33 protein-coding genes are annotated in these 18,081 nt (G+C 64.9%); 31 read left to right on the forward strand and 2 right to left on the reverse strand.

The window, feature by feature from the left end:
* The first annotated feature begins 75 nt into the window (after positions 1-75).
* The 25 genes from QMK30_RS16450 (at position 76) to QMK30_RS16575 (ending at position 11,439) form a co-directional block, all read left to right on the forward strand.
* Entirely contained in the window at positions 76-1,182 is a 1,107-nt protein-coding gene (locus tag QMK30_RS16450; protein ID WP_283518777.1) for an ATPase domain-containing protein, read from the forward strand.
* Positions 1,179-1,481: a hypothetical protein gene (locus QMK30_RS16455; protein ID WP_283518779.1), complete on the forward strand. Its 303-nt coding sequence runs from the start codon at positions 1,179-1,181 to the stop codon at positions 1,479-1,481. The genes QMK30_RS16450 and QMK30_RS16455 overlap by 4 nt, the downstream gene beginning before the upstream one ends.
* Positions 1,481-1,828: a WhiB family transcriptional regulator gene (locus tag QMK30_RS16460; RefSeq protein WP_283518781.1), complete on the forward strand. Its 348-nt coding sequence runs from the start codon at positions 1,481-1,483 to the stop codon at positions 1,826-1,828. Before QMK30_RS16455 ends, QMK30_RS16460 begins: the two co-directional genes overlap by 1 nt.
* 5 nt (positions 1,829-1,833) lie before the next feature.
* A complete protein-coding gene (locus QMK30_RS16465; RefSeq protein WP_283518783.1) occupies positions 1,834-2,322 on the forward strand; it encodes an HNH endonuclease in 489 nt (162 codons plus the stop codon).
* Positions 2,319-3,455 (forward strand): hypothetical protein, encoded by a 1,137-nt coding sequence (locus tag QMK30_RS16470; RefSeq protein ID WP_283518784.1) that lies wholly within the window; start codon positions 2,319-2,321, stop codon positions 3,453-3,455. Before QMK30_RS16465 ends, QMK30_RS16470 begins: the two co-directional genes overlap by 4 nt.
* The gene (locus QMK30_RS16475; protein ID WP_283518786.1) at positions 3,370-3,717 is read left to right on the forward strand and encodes a hypothetical protein; all 348 of its coding nucleotides are present in this window, start codon (positions 3,370-3,372) and stop codon (positions 3,715-3,717) included. Before QMK30_RS16470 ends, QMK30_RS16475 begins: the two co-directional genes overlap by 86 nt.
* Positions 3,714-3,908 (forward strand): hypothetical protein, encoded by a 195-nt coding sequence (locus QMK30_RS16480; RefSeq protein ID WP_283518788.1) that lies wholly within the window; start codon positions 3,714-3,716, stop codon positions 3,906-3,908. The genes QMK30_RS16475 and QMK30_RS16480 overlap by 4 nt, the downstream gene beginning before the upstream one ends.
* A gap of 17 nt (positions 3,909-3,925) precedes the next feature.
* Positions 3,926-4,657 carry a hypothetical protein gene (locus QMK30_RS16485; RefSeq protein WP_283518790.1) on the forward strand — a complete coding sequence of 244 codons (732 nt, stop codon included), beginning with the start codon at positions 3,926-3,928 and terminating at the stop codon, positions 4,655-4,657.
* Positions 4,654-4,794, forward strand: coding sequence for a hypothetical protein (locus tag QMK30_RS16490; protein WP_283518792.1), 141 nt, complete (start codon positions 4,654-4,656; stop codon positions 4,792-4,794). The genes QMK30_RS16485 and QMK30_RS16490 overlap by 4 nt, the downstream gene beginning before the upstream one ends.
* On the forward strand, positions 4,791-5,234 hold the full coding sequence (locus QMK30_RS16495; RefSeq protein ID WP_283518794.1) for a hypothetical protein: 444 nt from the start codon (positions 4,791-4,793) through the stop codon (positions 5,232-5,234). Before QMK30_RS16490 ends, QMK30_RS16495 begins: the two co-directional genes overlap by 4 nt.
* Positions 5,234-5,839, forward strand: a complete 606-nt coding sequence (locus QMK30_RS16500; RefSeq protein WP_283518796.1) for a hypothetical protein — start codon at positions 5,234-5,236, stop codon at positions 5,837-5,839. The genes QMK30_RS16495 and QMK30_RS16500 overlap by 1 nt, the downstream gene beginning before the upstream one ends.
* Before the next feature lie 54 nt (positions 5,840-5,893).
* Positions 5,894-6,235: a stage V sporulation protein S gene (locus QMK30_RS16505; protein WP_283518798.1), complete on the forward strand. Its 342-nt coding sequence runs from the start codon at positions 5,894-5,896 to the stop codon at positions 6,233-6,235.
* 78 nt (positions 6,236-6,313) lie between these two features.
* Positions 6,314-6,610, forward strand: a complete 297-nt coding sequence (locus QMK30_RS16510) for a hypothetical protein (RefSeq protein WP_283518799.1) — start codon at positions 6,314-6,316, stop codon at positions 6,608-6,610.
* A gap of 3 nt (positions 6,611-6,613) precedes the next feature.
* On the forward strand, positions 6,614-6,847 hold the full coding sequence (locus QMK30_RS16515) for a hypothetical protein (protein WP_283518801.1): 234 nt from the start codon (positions 6,614-6,616) through the stop codon (positions 6,845-6,847).
* A gap of 8 nt (positions 6,848-6,855) precedes the next feature.
* On the forward strand, positions 6,856-7,191 hold the full coding sequence (locus QMK30_RS16520) for a hypothetical protein (RefSeq protein WP_283518802.1): 336 nt from the start codon (positions 6,856-6,858) through the stop codon (positions 7,189-7,191).
* Positions 7,188-7,679 carry a hypothetical protein gene (locus tag QMK30_RS16525; protein WP_283518804.1) on the forward strand — a complete coding sequence of 164 codons (492 nt, stop codon included), beginning with the start codon at positions 7,188-7,190 and terminating at the stop codon, positions 7,677-7,679. The genes QMK30_RS16520 and QMK30_RS16525 overlap by 4 nt, the downstream gene beginning before the upstream one ends.
* 3 nt (positions 7,680-7,682) lie before the next feature.
* On the forward strand, positions 7,683-7,901 hold the full coding sequence (locus QMK30_RS16530) for a hypothetical protein (protein ID WP_283518806.1): 219 nt from the start codon (positions 7,683-7,685) through the stop codon (positions 7,899-7,901).
* Positions 7,891-8,091, forward strand: coding sequence for a hypothetical protein (locus QMK30_RS16535; protein ID WP_283518808.1), 201 nt, complete (start codon positions 7,891-7,893; stop codon positions 8,089-8,091). Before QMK30_RS16530 ends, QMK30_RS16535 begins: the two co-directional genes overlap by 11 nt.
* A complete protein-coding gene (locus QMK30_RS16540; protein ID WP_283518809.1) occupies positions 8,091-8,318 on the forward strand; it encodes a hypothetical protein in 228 nt (75 codons plus the stop codon). The genes QMK30_RS16535 and QMK30_RS16540 overlap by 1 nt, the downstream gene beginning before the upstream one ends.
* 19 nt (positions 8,319-8,337) lie before the next feature.
* Entirely contained in the window at positions 8,338-9,366 is a 1,029-nt protein-coding gene (locus QMK30_RS16545) for a peptidoglycan-binding protein (protein WP_283518811.1), read from the forward strand.
* Complete coding sequence (locus QMK30_RS16550; RefSeq protein WP_283518813.1) at positions 9,363-9,584, forward strand: hypothetical protein; 222 nt, start codon at positions 9,363-9,365, stop codon at positions 9,582-9,584. Before QMK30_RS16545 ends, QMK30_RS16550 begins: the two co-directional genes overlap by 4 nt.
* Before the next feature lie 131 nt (positions 9,585-9,715).
* Complete coding sequence (locus QMK30_RS38470) at positions 9,716-10,285, forward strand: transglycosylase family protein (protein WP_349362076.1); 570 nt, start codon at positions 9,716-9,718, stop codon at positions 10,283-10,285.
* A gap of 76 nt (positions 10,286-10,361) precedes the next feature.
* Positions 10,362-10,871 carry a hypothetical protein gene (locus tag QMK30_RS16565; RefSeq protein WP_283518815.1) on the forward strand — a complete coding sequence of 170 codons (510 nt, stop codon included), beginning with the start codon at positions 10,362-10,364 and terminating at the stop codon, positions 10,869-10,871.
* Between the two features lie 2 nt (positions 10,872-10,873).
* Positions 10,874-11,125, forward strand: coding sequence for a hypothetical protein (locus tag QMK30_RS16570; protein ID WP_283518817.1), 252 nt, complete (start codon positions 10,874-10,876; stop codon positions 11,123-11,125).
* Positions 11,125-11,439 carry an HNH endonuclease signature motif containing protein gene (locus QMK30_RS16575; RefSeq protein WP_283518819.1) on the forward strand — a complete coding sequence of 105 codons (315 nt, stop codon included), beginning with the start codon at positions 11,125-11,127 and terminating at the stop codon, positions 11,437-11,439. Before QMK30_RS16570 ends, QMK30_RS16575 begins: the two co-directional genes overlap by 1 nt.
* 7 nt (positions 11,440-11,446) lie before the next feature.
* Here QMK30_RS16575 and QMK30_RS16580 read toward each other — a convergent pair whose 3' ends face one another.
* Both QMK30_RS16580 and QMK30_RS16585 read right to left on the reverse strand, forming a co-directional pair.
* Positions 11,447-12,109 (reverse strand): class I SAM-dependent methyltransferase, encoded by a 663-nt coding sequence (locus QMK30_RS16580; protein WP_283518821.1) that lies wholly within the window; start codon positions 12,107-12,109, stop codon positions 11,447-11,449.
* A 168-nt stretch (positions 12,110-12,277) separates the two neighbouring features.
* Positions 12,278-12,718 (reverse strand): UCP032817 domain-containing protein, encoded by a 441-nt coding sequence (locus QMK30_RS16585; protein WP_283518823.1) that lies wholly within the window; start codon positions 12,716-12,718, stop codon positions 12,278-12,280.
* Positions 12,719-12,908: 190 nt separating this feature from the next.
* Here QMK30_RS16585 and QMK30_RS16590 point away from each other — a divergent pair, with 190 nt between their 5' ends.
* From QMK30_RS16590 to QMK30_RS16615, 6 genes are read left to right on the forward strand one after another with little or no spacing between them, the layout of a single operon-like run.
* Entirely contained in the window at positions 12,909-14,216 is a 1,308-nt protein-coding gene (locus QMK30_RS16590; RefSeq protein WP_283518825.1) for a helix-turn-helix domain-containing protein, read from the forward strand.
* 43 nt (positions 14,217-14,259) lie between these two features.
* Positions 14,260-14,808: a hypothetical protein gene (locus QMK30_RS16595; protein ID WP_283518826.1), complete on the forward strand. Its 549-nt coding sequence runs from the start codon at positions 14,260-14,262 to the stop codon at positions 14,806-14,808.
* A gap of 9 nt (positions 14,809-14,817) precedes the next feature.
* A complete protein-coding gene (locus QMK30_RS16600; protein WP_283518828.1) occupies positions 14,818-15,276 on the forward strand; it encodes a hypothetical protein in 459 nt (152 codons plus the stop codon).
* A 34-nt stretch (positions 15,277-15,310) separates the two neighbouring features.
* On the forward strand, positions 15,311-16,291 hold the full coding sequence (locus tag QMK30_RS16605) for a hypothetical protein (RefSeq protein ID WP_283518830.1): 981 nt from the start codon (positions 15,311-15,313) through the stop codon (positions 16,289-16,291).
* Positions 16,288-16,779 (forward strand): hypothetical protein, encoded by a 492-nt coding sequence (locus QMK30_RS16610; RefSeq protein ID WP_283518832.1) that lies wholly within the window; start codon positions 16,288-16,290, stop codon positions 16,777-16,779. The genes QMK30_RS16605 and QMK30_RS16610 overlap by 4 nt, the downstream gene beginning before the upstream one ends.
* 8 nt (positions 16,780-16,787) lie before the next feature.
* Positions 16,788-18,080: a hypothetical protein gene (locus QMK30_RS16615; RefSeq protein WP_283518834.1), complete on the forward strand. Its 1,293-nt coding sequence runs from the start codon at positions 16,788-16,790 to the stop codon at positions 18,078-18,080.
* Position 18,081: the final 1 nt, after the last annotated feature.

Consider the following 18,081-nt stretch of genomic DNA (forward strand, 5'->3'; position numbering starts at 1 on the left):
GCATAGTCTCTCCACATCGCAGCAACAGATGAGAACTTCCTCAACTGTTTCGCATATGTGGGGGAGGTTGGATTCATGGCCCTGACCGGAGAAGCGGTCGCGCTCATGGCCAAGATCAACAAGCAGTACGGGGAAGGCTCGCTCGTTATCGCCAGCACCCTCAAGGATTCCGGGCAACTCGCCACCGGAATCCTCAGCCTCGACCTCATCCTCGGCGGCGGCTTTCCGCGCAACCAGTGGAGCGAGGTCATCGGGATGGAGGGCTCCGGCAAGACGACCGTCTGCCATCGAGCCGTCGCCCACAACCAGCAGCTCGACCCCAACTTCGTGACCCTGTGGATCGCTGCCGAGGCGTACGACGCCGACCAGGCCAAAATGCTCGGAGTCAACGTCGACCAGGTCATCGTGCACGCCACGAACCGGATGGAAGAGGCGTTCCAGGTCATGATCGACGCGGCCGAGGCCCGCGCCGTCGACCTGATCGTCCTCGACAGCTACCCCGCACTCGTCCCGGACGGCGAAGCCGAGAAGGACATGGACGAGGCCAGCATGACCCTCGGCGCCCGGCTCTTCGGGAAGTTCTTCCGCAAGGTCGGCAAGGAAACCGGCAGAGCACTGTCCGACACACAGCGCCCGGTTACCGGCCTCATCATCAACCAGTGGCGGGAGAAGATCGGCGGCCGGGTCATGAACGGCCAGGTCCCCAAGACCACCCCCGGCGGCCTCGCCAAGAACTTCGCCTACTACAGCCGTGTGGAAGTCGCGCGAGCCGAATGGATCGACGAGGCCCGGCCCGGCAAGGGGAAAGCCCGCATAGGGCAGGTCGTCAAGTTCAAGACGATCAAGAACAAGCAGATCGCGGGCCAGAAAGTCAGCCAGAGCGACTACTACTTCGAGGACGCAGCCGTCCTCGGGTTCCGGGCAGGCGAATTCGACGTCGTCAAGGACCTCATCACCTGGTCCGTCTACTACGACGTCATCGACCGTCGCGGCGCCTACTTCCAGTTCGGAGAGCAACGCTGGAAGGGCAAGGACCCGATGATCGACGCGATCCGCCAGGACCTCACCCTCCAGGAAGACCTCACAACGAGCATCCTTCGCACCTCGGACCCGCGCATTCACCAGGACACCCCGAAGAACCTGGAGCACTTCGCGGAGGAGACCGAGGCCGAGGCCGCATGAAAAGCCCCCTCAAGCGCTCCCAGGACCAGGAGAAGAAGCTGGCCGACCGGTACGACGGCACCGTCAACTCCGGCTCCGGAAACGGCTGGATACACAAGAACGACGTCCGGTCCGAGCGCTTCTCCTTCGAAGCCAAGACGACTGAGAAGAAGTCGTACTCCCTCAAGGTCGACGAACTCATCAAGGCGGAGAAGAACGCGCTGATATCCGGCCGGGAGATGGTCTTCGCCGTCGAACTCGGCGGCCGGAACTGGATGGTCCTCAGTCAGGAGACCTTCGACACCCTCCTGGACACCTAGTGGCCCTCTACTCACGAAAAGCCGCACCTGACTGGAGCGCCGGAGACGACCTCGACGGCGAAGCCAAATGCAGGAAATTCCCGACCCCGCACACAGCGGGAAGCGACGCCTGGTTCGACGACATGGAACACGCCGCTGACGTCTGCAACGGCACCACCGACGGAATCGTCTGCCCGATGCGCGCCTCCTGCCTCGTCCAGGCCCTGACGAACTGCGAACGGTTCGGCTGCTGGGGAGGGCTCAACCAACAGCAGCTCGGCTGGATGCGCAAGAAATTCCGACAAACGCCGGAGAAGTGGTCGCTCGAACACGCCCCGCCTCTCGGCCTGTTCAGCGAAGGGGAGTGACCAGAATGGACACCACCAGCGAATTCTGGTCCCGGGTCGACAGAACAGAAGACTGCTGGACATGGACCGGCGGAACCCGAGGAAACGGCTACGGAACCTTCTGGGTCGACCGGAAACGTTACTACGCCCACCGCTACAGCTACTTCCTGACCCGCGGTCAGATGCCGACAGGCGTCATTCTTCACGCCTGTGACAATCCGATCTGCGTCCGCCCGGACCACCTCTCCGAAGGCACCCAGGCCGACAACGTCATCGACATGTGGGCCAAGGGGCGCGGCGTACCTCCGCCCGTCCACTTCGGTGAAAACCACCACCACGCCAGGCTCACCGAAGCCGTCGTGCTGGACATACGCAGGCAGTACGCCAGCGGCCAGTACTCCCAGCAGAAGCTGGCCGAGGAATACGGAATGGGACGCGCGTCCATCGGGGACATCGTGCGCTGCCACACCTGGCGCCACGTCGGCGGCCCCACCCCACAAAGGACCGCAGCATGAAGGCCCCACGCACCCGGCGCAAGACAGTAGCCGCCCCGTCCAGCCTCGACGACCTGTTCACCTCACGCGGCAAGGACAAGACGTTCCTCGCCGAGGCCAAGGCATACGTGGTCGACAAGAACGCCAACGACGACTCACGGCGCCAGGACATCATCCACCCCTCGGAAGTCGCCAAAGCCGACTGGTGCCCCCGCGCCACCTACCTGCGCATCGAGACCGGCATCCACCACAAGCAGAAGTTCGCGTTCCAGAGCCTGAACATCTTCGACAGCGGCCACGAGGCGCACCGGAAATGGCAGAACCGAGCGTGGGAAACCGGCTGGCTGGAAGGCAACTTCAAATGCCTCAACTGCGAGCAGGTCTGGTGGGTCAAAAGCCCCGGAACCTGCGACCGGTGCGGCTCCACCGCACTCGAATACGCCGAAGTCCCCCTCCGCGCCATCTCCACCCACCGCATGTCCGGTCACGCCGACGGCCTCCTCACCCCCATCCGCAAGATCCTCGAAATCAAGACCGTGGGGGAAGGGACCTACCGCTACGAAAACCCCCAGCTCCTCGCCCGGCACTCACACAAGGACGCCGACGGCCGCCCCTACGTAGACGTCAAGGGCCTGTGGACCGACACCCGCGTTCCCTTCCCCTCGCACATCCGGCAGGTCCAGATCTACATCTGGCTCGCCAACCGCTTCATGGGCCTCGACGTCGATGGAGCCGAGTTCATCTACGAATCCAAGATGAACCAGGACGTCAAAAGCTTCACGATCAAGGCGAACTTCGACGTCATCGCCGACCGCATAGCCACCTGCGAGGAAATCAACCAGCGGCTCGGGAAGAACGATCCACCAGCCTGCCCCAAGGAAGGCTGCAAGGAATGCAACGCCTACGAGGAGAGCGATGAAGGCGTTCGAGGAGGACGACGCGGAGCCGACACTGGCGCAGAAGACAGTGAGGCGCCTGAGAGTGAAGGGCTTGAAGCTCCCGCAAAGACCAGGCGAGGACGCTCCCGAACTTCCGCCCGACCTGACGGAACTCCCCGACGACGCACTGATGTCGACCTTTGTGGAGCTGACGAACTGGAGCGAGTTCGCCGGAACTCGGCTCGCGCAGGCAGCAGTCGACGAAAAGCAGGCTGAAACCGACCTCGACCGGTACCGGGCCATCGCCGCAGTCAAGGCCAAGAGTGAGAAATCTGTCACCGCGCAGAAGGCCGCAGCAGCAGCCGACCCCGAAGTCCACACCTTCATGGACATCTACAACACGGCCTACGCGACCAGAAAACTACTCGAATCCATTTACAACGGCCTCAACGCCAAGGCCGCAGTCGTATCAAGGGAATTGACCCGCCGAGTAGGACGCAATGACCGGGAAAGCCGCGCCCAGCGCTGGTCGTCATGAAAGGACCCCAGGTGCACAACGGACAGATGTACCTCCACAAGAGCCACAAGAAACTCGCCGTCCTGCGGCCGTCGGAGAAGAACTCCGCCTTCAAGTCGGCCTTCATCTACAACCTCGGCACCGGAAAGCGCACCGCCGTCTACATCCGCACCGAGAACCTCACCAAGAACTACCGGCCCCTCTCCAACTGACCTACCAGGAGACCCCCATGACCACACGCTTCCGCCTCAGCAGCAACGGCAACCAGCACCACCTCATGATCGACTCCACCCCCGAAGCCATCGCACCCGTTCGCGGCCTCGCCCGGATGGACGGCTTCGCCCTGTCCCTCGTCCTCAACGAGAGCGACACCCAGCGACTGCGCACCGCCATCCAGGACCAGGACGTGACCACCCTCAAGGCCCAGCTCGCCGACGCGACCAACGCCTGCAAGCAGGCCAAGGCAGCCAAGGAGACCCTCAAGATCGTCGCCGACGACCTGCGCACCGCCAACCGCCGTGCGGCGGAGCGAACCCACGCCGACAAGACGGCCCAGGCCGACAAGGAACGCACCAGCGCCAAGACGATCGGCGCCCAGGCCCAGGAGATCACCCGGCTCAACGAAATGATCCAGCGCGAACGCACCCTGACGGGCACCGCCCAGCACGACTGCGACATGTACCAGAGGGAACTCGGCCGCCACAAGACGCGCTTCGCCCAGCTCCACGAGAAGCACCAGGTCCTCTCTGACGGCTACCAGCGCCTCATCGATCAGAGCACCAAGCTCGTGGCCACCTCCCGCCCGCGCTTCTCCTTCGACACCGCGATGTCCAGCGAGCTGGAGCGCCTGCGCAAGGACCTCAAGGCCGCACTCAGCCAGCGTGACGCGGCGCAGGCCAACGCGGCAGCGAGCACGGTCGCCTACCAGGCACTGCTCACCCGCTGGGAGGCCCGCACGTGAAGCACCAGAGCGCCACCGCCTGCGCCTGTGGCTACGACATCAGCGAGGACGAAGTACGGGCGTACTTCGACGGGGAAGCCACCTGTGAGCGCTGCCTCGACGCATTTCTCACCACCAACCGCCCGGAGCAGTCATGAGCAAGCTGGCCAGTGCCCTCGTCGCCCCCGGCCAGGTATGGGCCGACGCCGACAGCCGCCGTCGCGGACGCACCGTACGCGTGGAGAGGGCCGAGGAGCACCGCGTCCACGTCCTCGTCCTCACCAACTCCCACACCACGCAGAACGCCGTGGACGCCGGGAGCCGCCACCTCGACCAGCGCGGCCTTACCTCCTCCATTCTGAGGAAGCGGTTCTCCTCCGACTGCTACACCCTGCTGCGCCCGCCCACCACAGCAGTCAGCCGGATGCCCGGCACCTGCATCGACCTCCAGAAGCACGACTGGCAGCCCGCCTTTGTCATGGCCCCCTCCACACGCGCCGCCCACGCCGTGCTCGTCTGCCGCAAGTGCAGCGCCCACACCACACGCAGGTCCCCCTACGTTCCGGGCGCCGCCCTTGAGGGAGACCTGGCCGCCTGATGCTCCCCGACAACAACGCCACAGCCGGTACAACGGCCTTCCCCTACGTCGGCATCGACCAGTCCTACTCCGGCTTCGGGTTCGCCGTCTACTGCCATCCCAGCGAGACCTACCAGACCAAGACAGGCAAGTGGGAGGCCAAAAAATTCCTCTCCCAATCCGACCGGCTCGACAAGATTTTCCGCGACGTGCAGATGATGCTCTCCGGCGTCCACTGCTCCTTCGGCGGCATAGCGTCCGTCGCGATGGAGGGATACTCCCACGGCTCGAAATTTCAGCGCGAAGCCCTCGGCGAACTCGGTGCAGTAGTCAAACTCGCCATCGCCGAGATAGCCGGAGTACGCCCCTGGCGGCATCCCGTCATTGTTCCCCCGCCCACACTCAAGAAATACGTCACAGGCAAGGGAACAGCCACCAAGCAGGAGATGATCGACACCGTCGCCAGACGATACGGCGCCATCTTCTACAACGACAACCTCGCCGACGCCTACGCCCTCGCACGCGTCGCCTGCACCCTCCAGACCGGCAGGGGAAACGAGCACGAACTCGCCGCAGTGAAAAACCTCAAACAGCCAGGACCAGCCCCACAGAAACAGGCCGCCTGACACCAAGACCCCCGCCGACCAGCGGGGGTCTTCTCGTATTACCACAAAGGACAAGTGCCTCCCTATTCTCAATATGTCACTACCAAAAAACCACTCTCAGAAGAGACACAGATGAAGAGAAAAGAGGGAGAGGACATCACCGTACTGGTGAAATCCTCCACAGCAGCGACCAGCCTCGGCTCCATGCTGGCCCGCAGCATTTACGAAGGAAAGCGCGTCACCCTCCGTGCCGTCGGAGCATCCGCAGTCAACCAGGCGGCAAAGTCCATTGCCATAGCCCAGGGATTCGCCGGACCCCGAGGACACGACCTGTGGGTAAAGCCGCACTTCTTCGACAGTGACATCGCAGGAAAGAAAGTGACAGGCGTCGCATTCCGCGTCGTAGACCACGCCTGACATGCGCCGACAGAAGAAAACCAAACGAGGCACAAACAACAGACAGTACCCCGAACGCACGGGCCATGAGGAGGCCACATGAGCGAGCACATCATCTCATCCGGACAGTTCCCCACCATGGGGAAGTCCATGGCCCTGGCGTCCACCTTCGTCAAGCCGCAGGGCGGCACCCCCGTCTCCAAGAAGGGCAACGCCAAGGGCGGCAGCGCCTACCCCGAGCCCGCCACCGGCATCCGCGCCCGCAAGCTCGACCGCACCGGCATCGGCTCCATCAAAGCCGACCGCCACGTCTCCAACGTCCCCGAAGCAGCGGCCACCGGCCGCGCCGTCACCCGCATCCCGTCGAAGTTCAACTTCAACACCAGCGGGAAGTGACCCGTGCTCCCCCTCATCCTCGCCGCAGCCCGCGCCGCACTCCCCGCCGTCGGACGCGCCGTAGCAGGCCGCGCCGCCGCCGGAACCGCAGGCCGCGCCGCCACCGGAGGCGGAGCATCCCGACTGCTCTCCAGCGCCCAGTTCGGCGCCGGAATGGCCGCAGGCTCCCACTCCTCAGACGGCGGCAGCACAGACCAGACACCCCCGACGGAGTCCAACCCCGTCTACAACCGCTAGGAGACGAAATGGCGAACCTGCTCAGCTTCGGCTCCGGCGTCCTCAACGGCACCCAGTTCGGCAAGCTCGGCCGCGAACTGACCAACATGCAGAGCGGCACCCAGCCCATGGAGCGCACCTCCATGACGGGAAACGTCGTCGGCGGGTTGCAAAAGACGGACTCCCAGCACCGCGACGGCGTCCTCGCCCGCATCACCGAGATCCAGGGCGAAGCCCGCACCCGAGGCATCACACCCGAGCAGGTCGTCAAGAACCGCCAGAGCGCACAGACCAGCGCCGACACCGTCACCCGCTACGCCGGTTCCAACCCCATCCGCAACGCACAGGCGCGGAGCAGACCGTGAGCGACATCTTCTACTCCACCCCCTACCAGCTCCCCGGCGCCGGAAGCGCAGTCGTCGGAGGCGGCGGCAGCACGCAGCTCACCGGCGCCCAGGCCATCTCCCAGGCACGCCAGAACCTCTCCGCCCCCCGCCTCGGCGACGCCGAATACCCCGACGGCTACCTCGGAACGATCAACTCCCGCCGCTCGGACCGCCTCAACAACAGCGGCCCCAGGACGACCGAGCGCAACCACACCCGGCCCTACACACGGGGCGTGCACAAAGGCTCCCGGCTGGGCGCCAAGGACTACCAGTGGCCCCTGGACTTCCACCCCATGACCGGCATCGAGCACCAGATGCGCGGCCAGAAGTGGACCGCCACCGGCAGCCCCGAAGGCACCCACCTCGTGAACTCGGGCAAGACCCGCATCCCGGCCGCCGCCAGCGACCTCGATCAGACCGCCCAGCGCCGCACCGAGCTGCGCGCCCTGCTGCCGGAGTGGAGGTAGCCGATGGAGTACGCCCCCCGCCCCTGGTCCACGAGCCGTGAACGGCAGGTCGACGACATGCTCGCCGCGTTCACCGGCCCCGTCCACCAGGGGACTTGGTGCCCGCCCAGGCCCGTGTACGGAATCCACGGGAAGCGGAAGTTCGCCCCCACGCTCGCTGACGCACTGGCCGTCGATTCCGTGTACCCGACGTCGCAGAAGGAGAACGGCCATGCCGGATAGGCAGAAGCAGCCGATGAGCATGTTCGACCGGCGGCGCAGCGGCCGGGGCGACAACGTCAAATTCACGGTGGACGACGACAAGCTCATGGCCCAGTCACGCCTGGCGAATGTTTTCAACGACCGCTCAACTCTGGGCTCCACCAGGCGCACCACCGTCGCCGTACCCCGACCAAAGAAGGTGCAGAACTGATGGCGTACATCCCCCGCGCGCCCCTCACCACCGAGTTGGGCTACGGCACATCCGACGGCTCCATCCGAAAGGCCGCGCCGGACCGAGGCGGCACCGTCGAACGGCTCACTGAAGAGTCCCGCGAGTCAGTTCTCGACCACCGGTCCTACGGCTCACTCGGCGTTGGCGACGACGCAGGGTCCATACACATCAACCGCTACCCGGTGCGCTCTCACCGGTACGCGTAGGAGACAAGAAAGGAGAACCATGGGAACACGATGGATACCCGGCGCCGAGCGGCTCGGAGACGGCTCAATCGGCGGCAGCATGGACACCCCGGGCCTGCCACCGCGTGTCACTTGGCACAGCACCGAAAGCGGCAACGGCAACGCTGCCTTCAACGCAGTCCGTGACTACCTCATCAATATCGGCGCCGAGCCGCACATCCTCTATGACCCGGCAACTGACCGCCTCGGCCAGTACGGACCACTGGATCAGTCTGCGCGAGCCCTGCGAAACGACGGCACCAGCCGGACCAACCGCACCGGACACGTCAATATCCAGATCGAGGTCCTCGCACGGGCGAAGACCCCCTTCACCGGCTACTGGAAGCCGGGAAAGAATTTCCGCGCTCTCATGGCCGCCATCCGCTCCTGGAAAATCCCTGACCGCTTCCCCATGGGCGCGCCCCCGGTGTACCCGGGCGGCACGAAGCGCACCCGCGCGGTGTGGCTTAACCAGGCCGGACACTACTGCCACGCCAATGTTCCCGGAAACGATCACGGCGACCCTGGTGCCATCAGCGTGTCCAAGCTGTTCGCTGCGGCGGGCGGCTCGAAGCCCGGCAAGAAGTGGATCGTCAAGGCCGGGCAGACGATGGGCGCCATCGCTGCGGCGGTCGGCATCACGCTGGCTTCGCTGATCGGGGCCAACCCACAGGTCAAGAACCCTGACCGCATTCAGCCGGGCCAGGAACTGAACCTTCCCGAGGAGGCCAAGCCTCCCAAGCCGACCACCCCCACCAAGCCGAAGCCCACCAAGCCCACCAAGCCGACCACGGCGCCCTACCCGGGCCGCGACAAGGTCAGCTACCAGGCCAGCGGCCCTCACGTACTGGCCGTGGACAAGGCACTCGTCCGCAAGGGATACGGCCGCTACCTCTCTTCGGGACCTTCGAGCTATTACGGAAAGACAACCCGGGCCGGGGTCAAGGCATTTCAGATAAATCAGGGCTGGACCGGTGCTGACGCTGACGGAAACGTCGGGCCGGAAACATGGCGGAGGCTACTGCGTTGATTGACTACATCGAGAAGAACCCGATTCTCAGCCGCACGGTCGTCGTGGGCCTGCTCACGGCACTCGTGCACTTCGTACCGGGCCTCGCAGGAGTGGAGGCGAATGAGGCCGTCGTCGGCGGGATCAACACCCTCCTCGTCCTCAGCGTCGGCCTGGAGTCCCGGACCAAGGTGACGGCCAACCAGCACGTCCTCGTGGACGCGCGCAAGCAGCTCTAACTCCTCAGCGAAACACGGACGGCCCCGGCTAACTCCAAGCCGGGGCCTCTCCATAACCCAAAAAGAGCTTCGGGCGAATACATCGCAGGGAGAGCCGGGGCCGACCACGCCCCCTACGTCAGGTAACCCCTATGACCCGGAAGTTCGTTTTCGCATTTCTCCCCGCCCTCGCCGCCACGGCCGTAGTGCTCTCGACCGGCACGGCATCAGCCGCCACAGCCAAGACATACACCGTGCAACCGGGCGACACCCTCAGCCGCATCGCCGACAAGCAGCTTGGCGATGCCAGCAAATGGCAGGCCCTCTACGCCACCAACCGCACCACCGTCGGGAACGACCCGAACGTCATCGTCCCCGGCCAGAACCTCCGCCTGACCACCACGGCCAACTCCGCCCCCTCACCCACGCGGCCGAGTACGAACCCCGTTCCCCAGCCCCCTGCCCCGACGGCTCCCAACACCTCGCCCACCCGCTGGGACCGGCTCGCGCAGTGTGAGTCCACGGGCAACTGGAGCATCAACTCCGGCAACGGCTACTACGGCGGTCTACAGTTCTCCCTCCCCACTTGGCGCGCGTTCGGCGGCAACGGAATGCCCCACCAGCAGCCCAGGGCCGAACAGATACGCATCGCGGAAAAGGTCCTCCGCGTTCAGGGCCCCGGCGCCTGGCCCCACTGCTCCTACGAAGCCGGTATGCGCTAACCACCTGCTAACACACTGATCGGCCCGGCCCTTAATTTTAGGGTCAGGCCGATCAGCGTTTACCAGGAGAATCCCCGTGGTTGAAGAACAGATACGAATCCTGCTCTGCAAAGACTGCAAGAGCATGGAGGAACTCCCCGACCACCAGGGGAACCCGCGCGAGGATTTCCTTCTGGAGAACCTGGTATCCCGCCACACCTACCCAGACGGCAACCGCCATTTCGGTCAGCTCATGGCCGTCTCTAAGAAGCACTGGGACAACCCGGAATACCAGACCGAGATCGTCAAGAAGATCAACGAGCAAATGCACAACGGCGGCTCCGAGGGCCTGGGCACCGACTTCTACACCACCAAGGCCACCTTCCAGGAAGACGCCATGTCCTGCTGGAAGACACACAACCGCACCCTCGACTGCGGCGACTTCCGCACCACCAAGGTCCTGCTCACCCCCCACACCAACGCCGAGCGCAAGGCAGCCGGACTCCCCAAGTACCGCAGCGCCAAGGACCGCTACCTCTGCGACTTCTGCCCCGTCATGAACCGCGTGCGAACCGACCACTTCGCCAAGACCGCCCCAAAGGAGTAGCCATGCCCCAGCCCAGCGTCGGACGCGTCGTCCACTACCGCACCTACGGCACCCCAGGCGGCGAGTTCCTGCCGGAGTGCCGCGCCGCGATCGTCACCGAGACCGACAAGCACCTCGACACCGACGGCCGCACCCGCATCGGCCTCGCCGTCCTCAACCCCGAGGGCCTCTACTTCAACCGAGGCTGCCCCCAGGACAACGACGCCACGCGCGTCGGCACCTGGCACTGGCCCGAGCGCACCGAGGAGCACTGATGCCCGCAGCCAAGAAGACCACCGCCAAGAAGCCCAGCGCGGGAGAGACCGCAGCCAAGGGCGGCAAGTGGACCGGCGGCAAGACCAAGAAGGGCTACGGCTCCGTCCGTGACCCCAAAACGGGCAAGGTCACCTACGCCCACCGGCTCGCCGCCGAAAAGAAGCTCGGCCGCAAGCTGCGCACGGATGAGACCGTCGACCACAAGAACGGCAGCTACACCGACAACAGCCCCAGCAATCTCCGCGTCGTCTCCCGCGCCGAGAACACGAGGCTGCGCCACGAACGCGACAAGAAGAAGACCTCCAAGTCGTGAGTCCTGCCTACGGCTTGACGGCCTGAACAATGAGCGTGCCCAATCCCTCACCCCGGGGCGCTGGCAGGCACGAAGCATCGACGTTCACGAAGCCTTCGCGCTTCAGGAGGTCGGCCCACATCTCAGGCGGGAAGCACCAGCGGTCGACGGTCATCTCCCGGCCTCCCGGCCCCTTGCCGTACATGGGCTGGCGCCCATACAGGTCGCTGTGGGTCTCTCCCTGGGAGAAGGTGAAAATACCGCCGGGACGAAGGCGCTCAAAGGCCAGAGGGAGAAGTTCTTCTGGATTGGCGAACCACACTACGCCCCAGATCGAATAGATGGCGTCGTAGAACTCCTCGGTCGCCGACAGGTAGGCGCACGCCTCGCTCTCGACGAAGTCCAGGTTCGGCTCACCCGACCACCACCTACGTGCTCGCGCGACTTGCACGGGTGAGAGGTCCAGAGCGGTGACCCTGACCCCCCGGCCTGCCAGGAAGGCAGCCTCCCGGCCCTCAGCAGCACCCAGCTCAAGTGCGTCCTTGGGGGTTCCCAGCAGCTCCACCCCGGGCCCGTGCCCCGCGTACTGGGTCCACTCGAACGACTCGGCCTTCGGCGCCGGGCTCAAGTCGTCCCTGTCAGGCTTGTACCGGTCCCAGAACAGGGCGGGATTCTGAGGCGCATGTGACATGAGTTCCTCGAAGGGGGAGCGGCGGCAGTTGTCCAGTCGGCGGACACCGTAGCCGCTCCCCTTCCCGGTGCGCGGGCGAACGCAGGACCCTCACGCCTACGAGGAGAAGACACCCATGCCGAAGGCGCGGGAGCCCTCCGAGGAAGACTCCCGCGCCCGCTGGGTGCATCAGTGGCAGTTCTCGCCCGGCCTGCACGGACCGCACTTGGCGTAGTCCCGCTCCCACAGCTTCCAGTCCACCTCGAAGCCGTTGTCAGCGATGATCTGTGCCGTCCGCTCTACGGACCCGTCGAACTTGAACTCGATCTCCGGGATGTGCTCCAGGAACTTGCCGTCGAAGTGCTCGGCGCAGAACTCCCGGTAGTTCCTGGTGTCCAGGATGAAGACGTGCACCGCGATGTCGACGAGCCGACCGCAGCACATCTCCAGGCCCTGCCCCCACTTGTCGATGGCGGTGATCAGGTAGGAGACGGCCGCGTGGAACAGTCGAGTGGCCATCACCTCATCGAACGGGTAGTCGCGGATCAGGAGTGCGACCTCCCGGTCCCACACCTCCGGCTTCACGTAGTCCCTGGGATCGCGGACACGCGTTTCCACTGCTGTCACCATGCTGACCTCCATGACCCTCGTCGGTCCGGCCCGTCGGGGGCCGTGACACAACTTCACCGCAGTCCGAGACAGCGCAGTAGTCAACTTGCCACCCGTGCAAGCCGTTTGCAGATGCTGCACACGCTGTCGACGGAACCCGTCAGAGCCCCTTAACGTGGAAAGGCCCAGCCCCCGGTCCGTGGGAGGCGCGATGCGCACGACCGACCTGCTGTGGAGCAATACCAAAGCCGCATCCCACATCGCACGCCGCGATCCCGGGGGCCTGATCAAGATGGCGCGCGTGGGCCTCGGCTGGCGACAAGAAGACCTCGGCCGCAAGATCGGCTGCTCAGCCTCCACCGTCTCCCGCCTGGAACACCGAGGCGCAGCCGCCGACCTCGCCCTCCTGCGCACCGCCGCGCAAGCGGTAGGCATCCCGAAATCAGTTCTGGGCGAGGCACTCGGCCTGGCACCCCCTAGAGCCACTAGAGTTGCGGAAGATGGTCCACATCTCGCCCAGGAGGACCCCATGCGACGCCGCACCCTGCTCGCAGCCGCTGGACTCGCAGTCCCCGCCCAGCTCCTGGTCGGAGTAGACGACGCCCTCGCCGAAATGCCAGCCCCGTCCGGGTCGCCCACCCCGCTCGACGCACGCCTGGCCGACGCCCGCGCCCTCTTCGACACCGGCAACCACGCGAAACTCCTCAAGGTAATCCCCGACCTCCTCGCCTCGGCACAAGCCGCGACCGGAACCCGTACGGACATTTCCTACGCCCGTCTCTCCGCTTGCTATGCCCTGGCCTCGCAGGTCCTCGTGAAAATCGGCAAATACGACCAGGCCCGGCTTACCGCCGACCGAGCAATGACTTTCGCCGACCTATCAGGATCGCCGCTGACGGCCGCCGCCGCAGCACGCGAACTGAGTATCGTCCTGCGCCACCAAGACAAGCCCGAGGCAGCCCAACGGCTGATTCTCAACGCAGCAACGCAAGTAGAGAAAACGGGCCTGACTACCCAGGCACAGGCAGCGGCATACGCACAAATGCTCTGCACAACCTCATACACGGCCGCACGAGCGGGACAGCGCAGTCAAGCGGTGGACATGATCCGCGAAGCAACCCGAGCCGCGCGCCGCCTGCCCGCGCAAGCACCCTCCGGCCGCCTGTTCTCGATCACCCCCGCCTCGGTCAGCCTCTACGAGGTCGGGGTCCACTGGGCCCTGGGCGACGCGGGAGCGGCCCTGCACGTCGGCGAGCGACTCCAGCCACAGCAGTTCCAGACCGCAGAGCGCCGTGGACGGCTCCACACCGACCTCGCCCGCGCGTGGTGGCAATGGGGCAAACCAGAACAAGCGACCCGGGCCCTCCTGGACGCCTACCGCGTAGCGCCCGCAGAAGTCCGCGACCGGCCAGCAATCCGCAGCATCGTGACACAACTCAACGAGAACCACCGCCAGGTCACCGGAGTACGCGAGCTGTCCCACGCAGTCCACCAGCCCACAGGGGCGAGCACCGCCTAAGATCCCCCGGCAGCGTGTCAGTGCAGGCAGATACCCTCACACCATGGAGAAGGCGACAGAGCCCGAAACACCCGGGATCTACACAGGCGTACTAGGCATCGTGCAGTGGCTCGACATGCTCACGAACAATGCCAAGAACAACGCCAGGGACCGCTACCCGGGCTGGGCCCACCACCACATCGGCGAGATCCTCAAGACCTACGGTCGGGTCTTCCACCCGGAAAGCGCCCTCCCCGTCGAGAACCCCGGTCCCTCCAGGCGCTGCTTCCACAACTCGATGGAAGCCACCTTCGCCCACGACCACCTCACCTACGTCGAGGGCTTCGCCAGCGCCTTCTTCCCCACCGAACACGCCTGGTGCGCCGACGCCAGCGGCTCCCTCTACGAGCCGACCTGGGACAAACCCGGCACCGCCTACTTCGGCATCCCCTTCAAATGGGAAGCCGTCGCCCAGGCCAACGAAACCAACCATTTCATCGGCGGCGGCTTCGTCCTCGGCACACCCCTCATGATCGAGTGGATGCAGCACGGCTTCGACGAATCCCTTCTCGTGGACATCGGCGAACCGCTTCCCACAGCGACGAACGCATAAGGCAAGAAGATGGAATTCAAGTACCCTCACTGCGCAGCCTGCGGCGACCAGCTCAAGGCCGTGGAAGCAGTCACCCCAGGCAGCACAGTCCCAGGGGAACGCATCTGGCACCACCAATCGGGAGTGCCCAACCACGCCGCAGACCCCGTGTGGGTAGCCAAAGCCCCCGTGTGCGACTTCTGCTGCAACGCTCCAGCCACCCAGGTCTACCTCACCAAACCTGAAGCGCAGACCGGACGCGTCACTGACAACTTCCTCGACGAACCCTGGGGCTCCTGCGAGACCTGCACGAGCTTCATCGAAGCTGAGACGCTCCCCAAGCTCGTCCGCCGCTCATGCGACGCCTTCAAGGAAGTACACGCACTTCCCGTACTTCCCGCTGAAGCGCGAGCCGAGATTTACCGACGCCACCAGCGTTTCGTGCGAAACCGCGTTACAGGACCGATGACCCTGGAATTGGATAGCTAACACTTCCGCGAGGGCCACTCATAGCGTCGCACCTATGAGTGGCCCTAATGCTTTCTACGAACGCCTCACCGAGTCCCTCACGGAAATCCCCGACCCCGAATACGGGGCCAGCGGGTATTTCTCCGAGCCCTCCCGAGAACTCGACCCGAACCTGTTCGACGGCACGCACCTCAAGCCGAACGTACGGGAATGGATACTCCACACCCTGCGCGAGTTCTTCCTCGTCACCCCCGGCTTCGACCAGTGGGCTGAGGTATGGCTCGCCGGATCAGGCATCACCTACCAGTGGGCAGCCGACCGAGGAAACGGGGACCTCGACGTCCTCCTCGGCGTGGACTTCGCACAGTTCACCCACCACAACGACCGCTACGCCGGACTCACCTCCGAAGAAGCAGCCAAGTACGTCAACGAGAGCCTGCGCAACGCCCTGTGGCCCAAGACGGCCAACACCCAGATCGGCGACCGCATCTACGAGGTCACCTTCTACTGGAACGCCGCGCACGGCGTCAAAGACATCACCGCCATCAACCCGTACGCGGCATACTCCCTCACCCGCGACGACTGGACCGTCACCCCGCCGAACCTCCCCAACGACGTGCGCTCCAGCTACCCCGACAGCTACCGCAGCGCCGCAGACGAAGACGAGCACCAGGCCAAGCACCTCCTGGACCGCTACCGCTTCCTCTCCGCCAGCCTCAACGCCGTCGCCAAGGGCTCCCCGGCCTGGATGAACTGCGCTACCGAACTGCGCACCGTCATCGCACAGGCAACCAGCCTCTTCGACGCCATCCACCTCGGCCGACGCCAGGCATTCAGCCCCCAGGGCACCGGCTACTCGGACTTCAACAACTTCCGCTGGCAGGCCGCCAAAGAAACCGGCACCGTCACCACCCTCCGCCAGCTCAAGGAAGTCGGCACCACAGCAACCCAGTTCACCGACATCGCGCTGTACGGACAGGTCATCGACGACGCCCAGACCGCCCTCATCAAGGCCGCTCTCTGGAGCCAGAAGTGAACATCGCCATGACCATCGACGGCGCACTGCGCAACCCCACCACCGACGGCGTCATCCCACTCGGCGGCACGCTCTACCACGCCCTCACCGCACAACACAGCCTCTACCTACTCAGCGACGAACTCGACTACCTCCGCACCCAGAACTGGCTACGCCTCAACAGCCTCACCCGGCACATGCGCGTCATCCAACCCCGACGCCCCAACGACTGGCGAACGGCCACCCAGCTACGCCTCGACGCCATCGGCTACCTCACCGGAACAGGAACCAAGGTCGACCTCATCATCGAGCCCGACCCCGCCATCACAGCCGAACTCCTCGGCCTCGGACACCCGGTAGCCACCCTGTCACTGCCCCACTTCGCCAAGCCCCAATGGCGCCCGGACTACACCCAGTCCCCACGCCCCTGGGACGCCCTGGTCGACGAAGTGGAAACCCAGGCACAGGCATACGCCGCCGACCCCCGCCGTACAGCCGAACCCCTCTAGGACACCCGATGCATCTCTACCAAGCAGGCACGGAATTCCCCGTCTACCGCCGCCTGCTCACCGCCGAAGGCTCCCTCGACCAGAGCCTCAGCTACTGGGGCCTACGCAAGCGAAACAAGTTCACCAAGCCGTACCTCATCGCCGACCACTACGACCCACAAGCCCACGTCCTGCTCGACTCCGGCACCTACGCCCTCAACAACAACCCCGCAGCCGCCCCCGACGAAGACGAACTCAACGAGATCGCCGACCACTACTACGACGAAATCGTGGCGCCGAACCTCGAACGCCTTGACTACTTCGTGGAGTTCGATGCAATCCGCCTCAACCCAGACCACCAGATGAAGCGCCTGCCCTGGCTGGAGGAGCACCGCGCAAAGGCCGTCATCGTCTGGCACCCCGGCCAAGACCTCATCGCCATCTGCGAAAACTGGCCCAACGTCGCGATCCCCAAGGACGCCATCGACGACCACCTGGCCCACCGACTCACCCGCGTCGCCAAGGACACCGGGGTACGACTCTTCGGACTCGGCATCACCAAGCCCGAACTCCTCCAGTCCGTACCCTTCCACGCCGTCACCAGCACGAGCTGGCTCTCACCCAGCCAGTTCGGCGACACCATCTGGTACTCCGGCGGAGAGCTGCGCCGCTACCCGAAGAAGATGAAGGACCGGGCCCGCAAGCGCCACCGCCAAGAGTTCATCGACGCTGGGTACGACGTCGACCTCATCGAGGAGGACGACTCCACCGAAGTACTCCGGCTTTCCATCCACGCCTGGTCCCGCTACGTGGAAAAGCTCAACGCCACCCGCAGGGGAGTAACTCCCAACCCCTCAACGCCTCCCGAGCAGAACACGGACCCGGTAGCTCCGGCAGTTGATACCCAAGCTCTCGAAGCGCGGCACGGTGAAGTAACTACCCTCGCCCCCTGGAACCAACCAGAGCCCCCGGTGATCCGCTCCAAGGAGCACATCACCGACCTCCAAGCCACGCTCCTAGAGATGCAGACAAGCCGCGTCTTCTCACGCCGTCGCGTCGAGGAGACCTACGGCGACGGCGAACTCGACCCCGTCCTCTCCGAGGAACTTGACCGCCTCACCAAGATGATCGGCGCAAAAGCCAAGGCAGACGAGGCTTCCGTCTCCATCTCCATCAAGGCATCTCAAAAGGGCGCCGCAGAGACCGGCCTCATCTCCCGGCTCTTCGGACGCGAGGACGCAACCCAGCCGAGAGCACTCCCGGCCGCCTTCCACCCCCAGCAGGACATGAACATCGTCGACGCCGACGTGATTGAGGACTGAC

Source organism: Streptomyces sp. H27-C3, assembly GCF_030063415.1.
Taxonomy (GTDB): Bacteria; Actinomycetota; Actinomycetes; order Streptomycetales; family Streptomycetaceae; genus Streptomyces.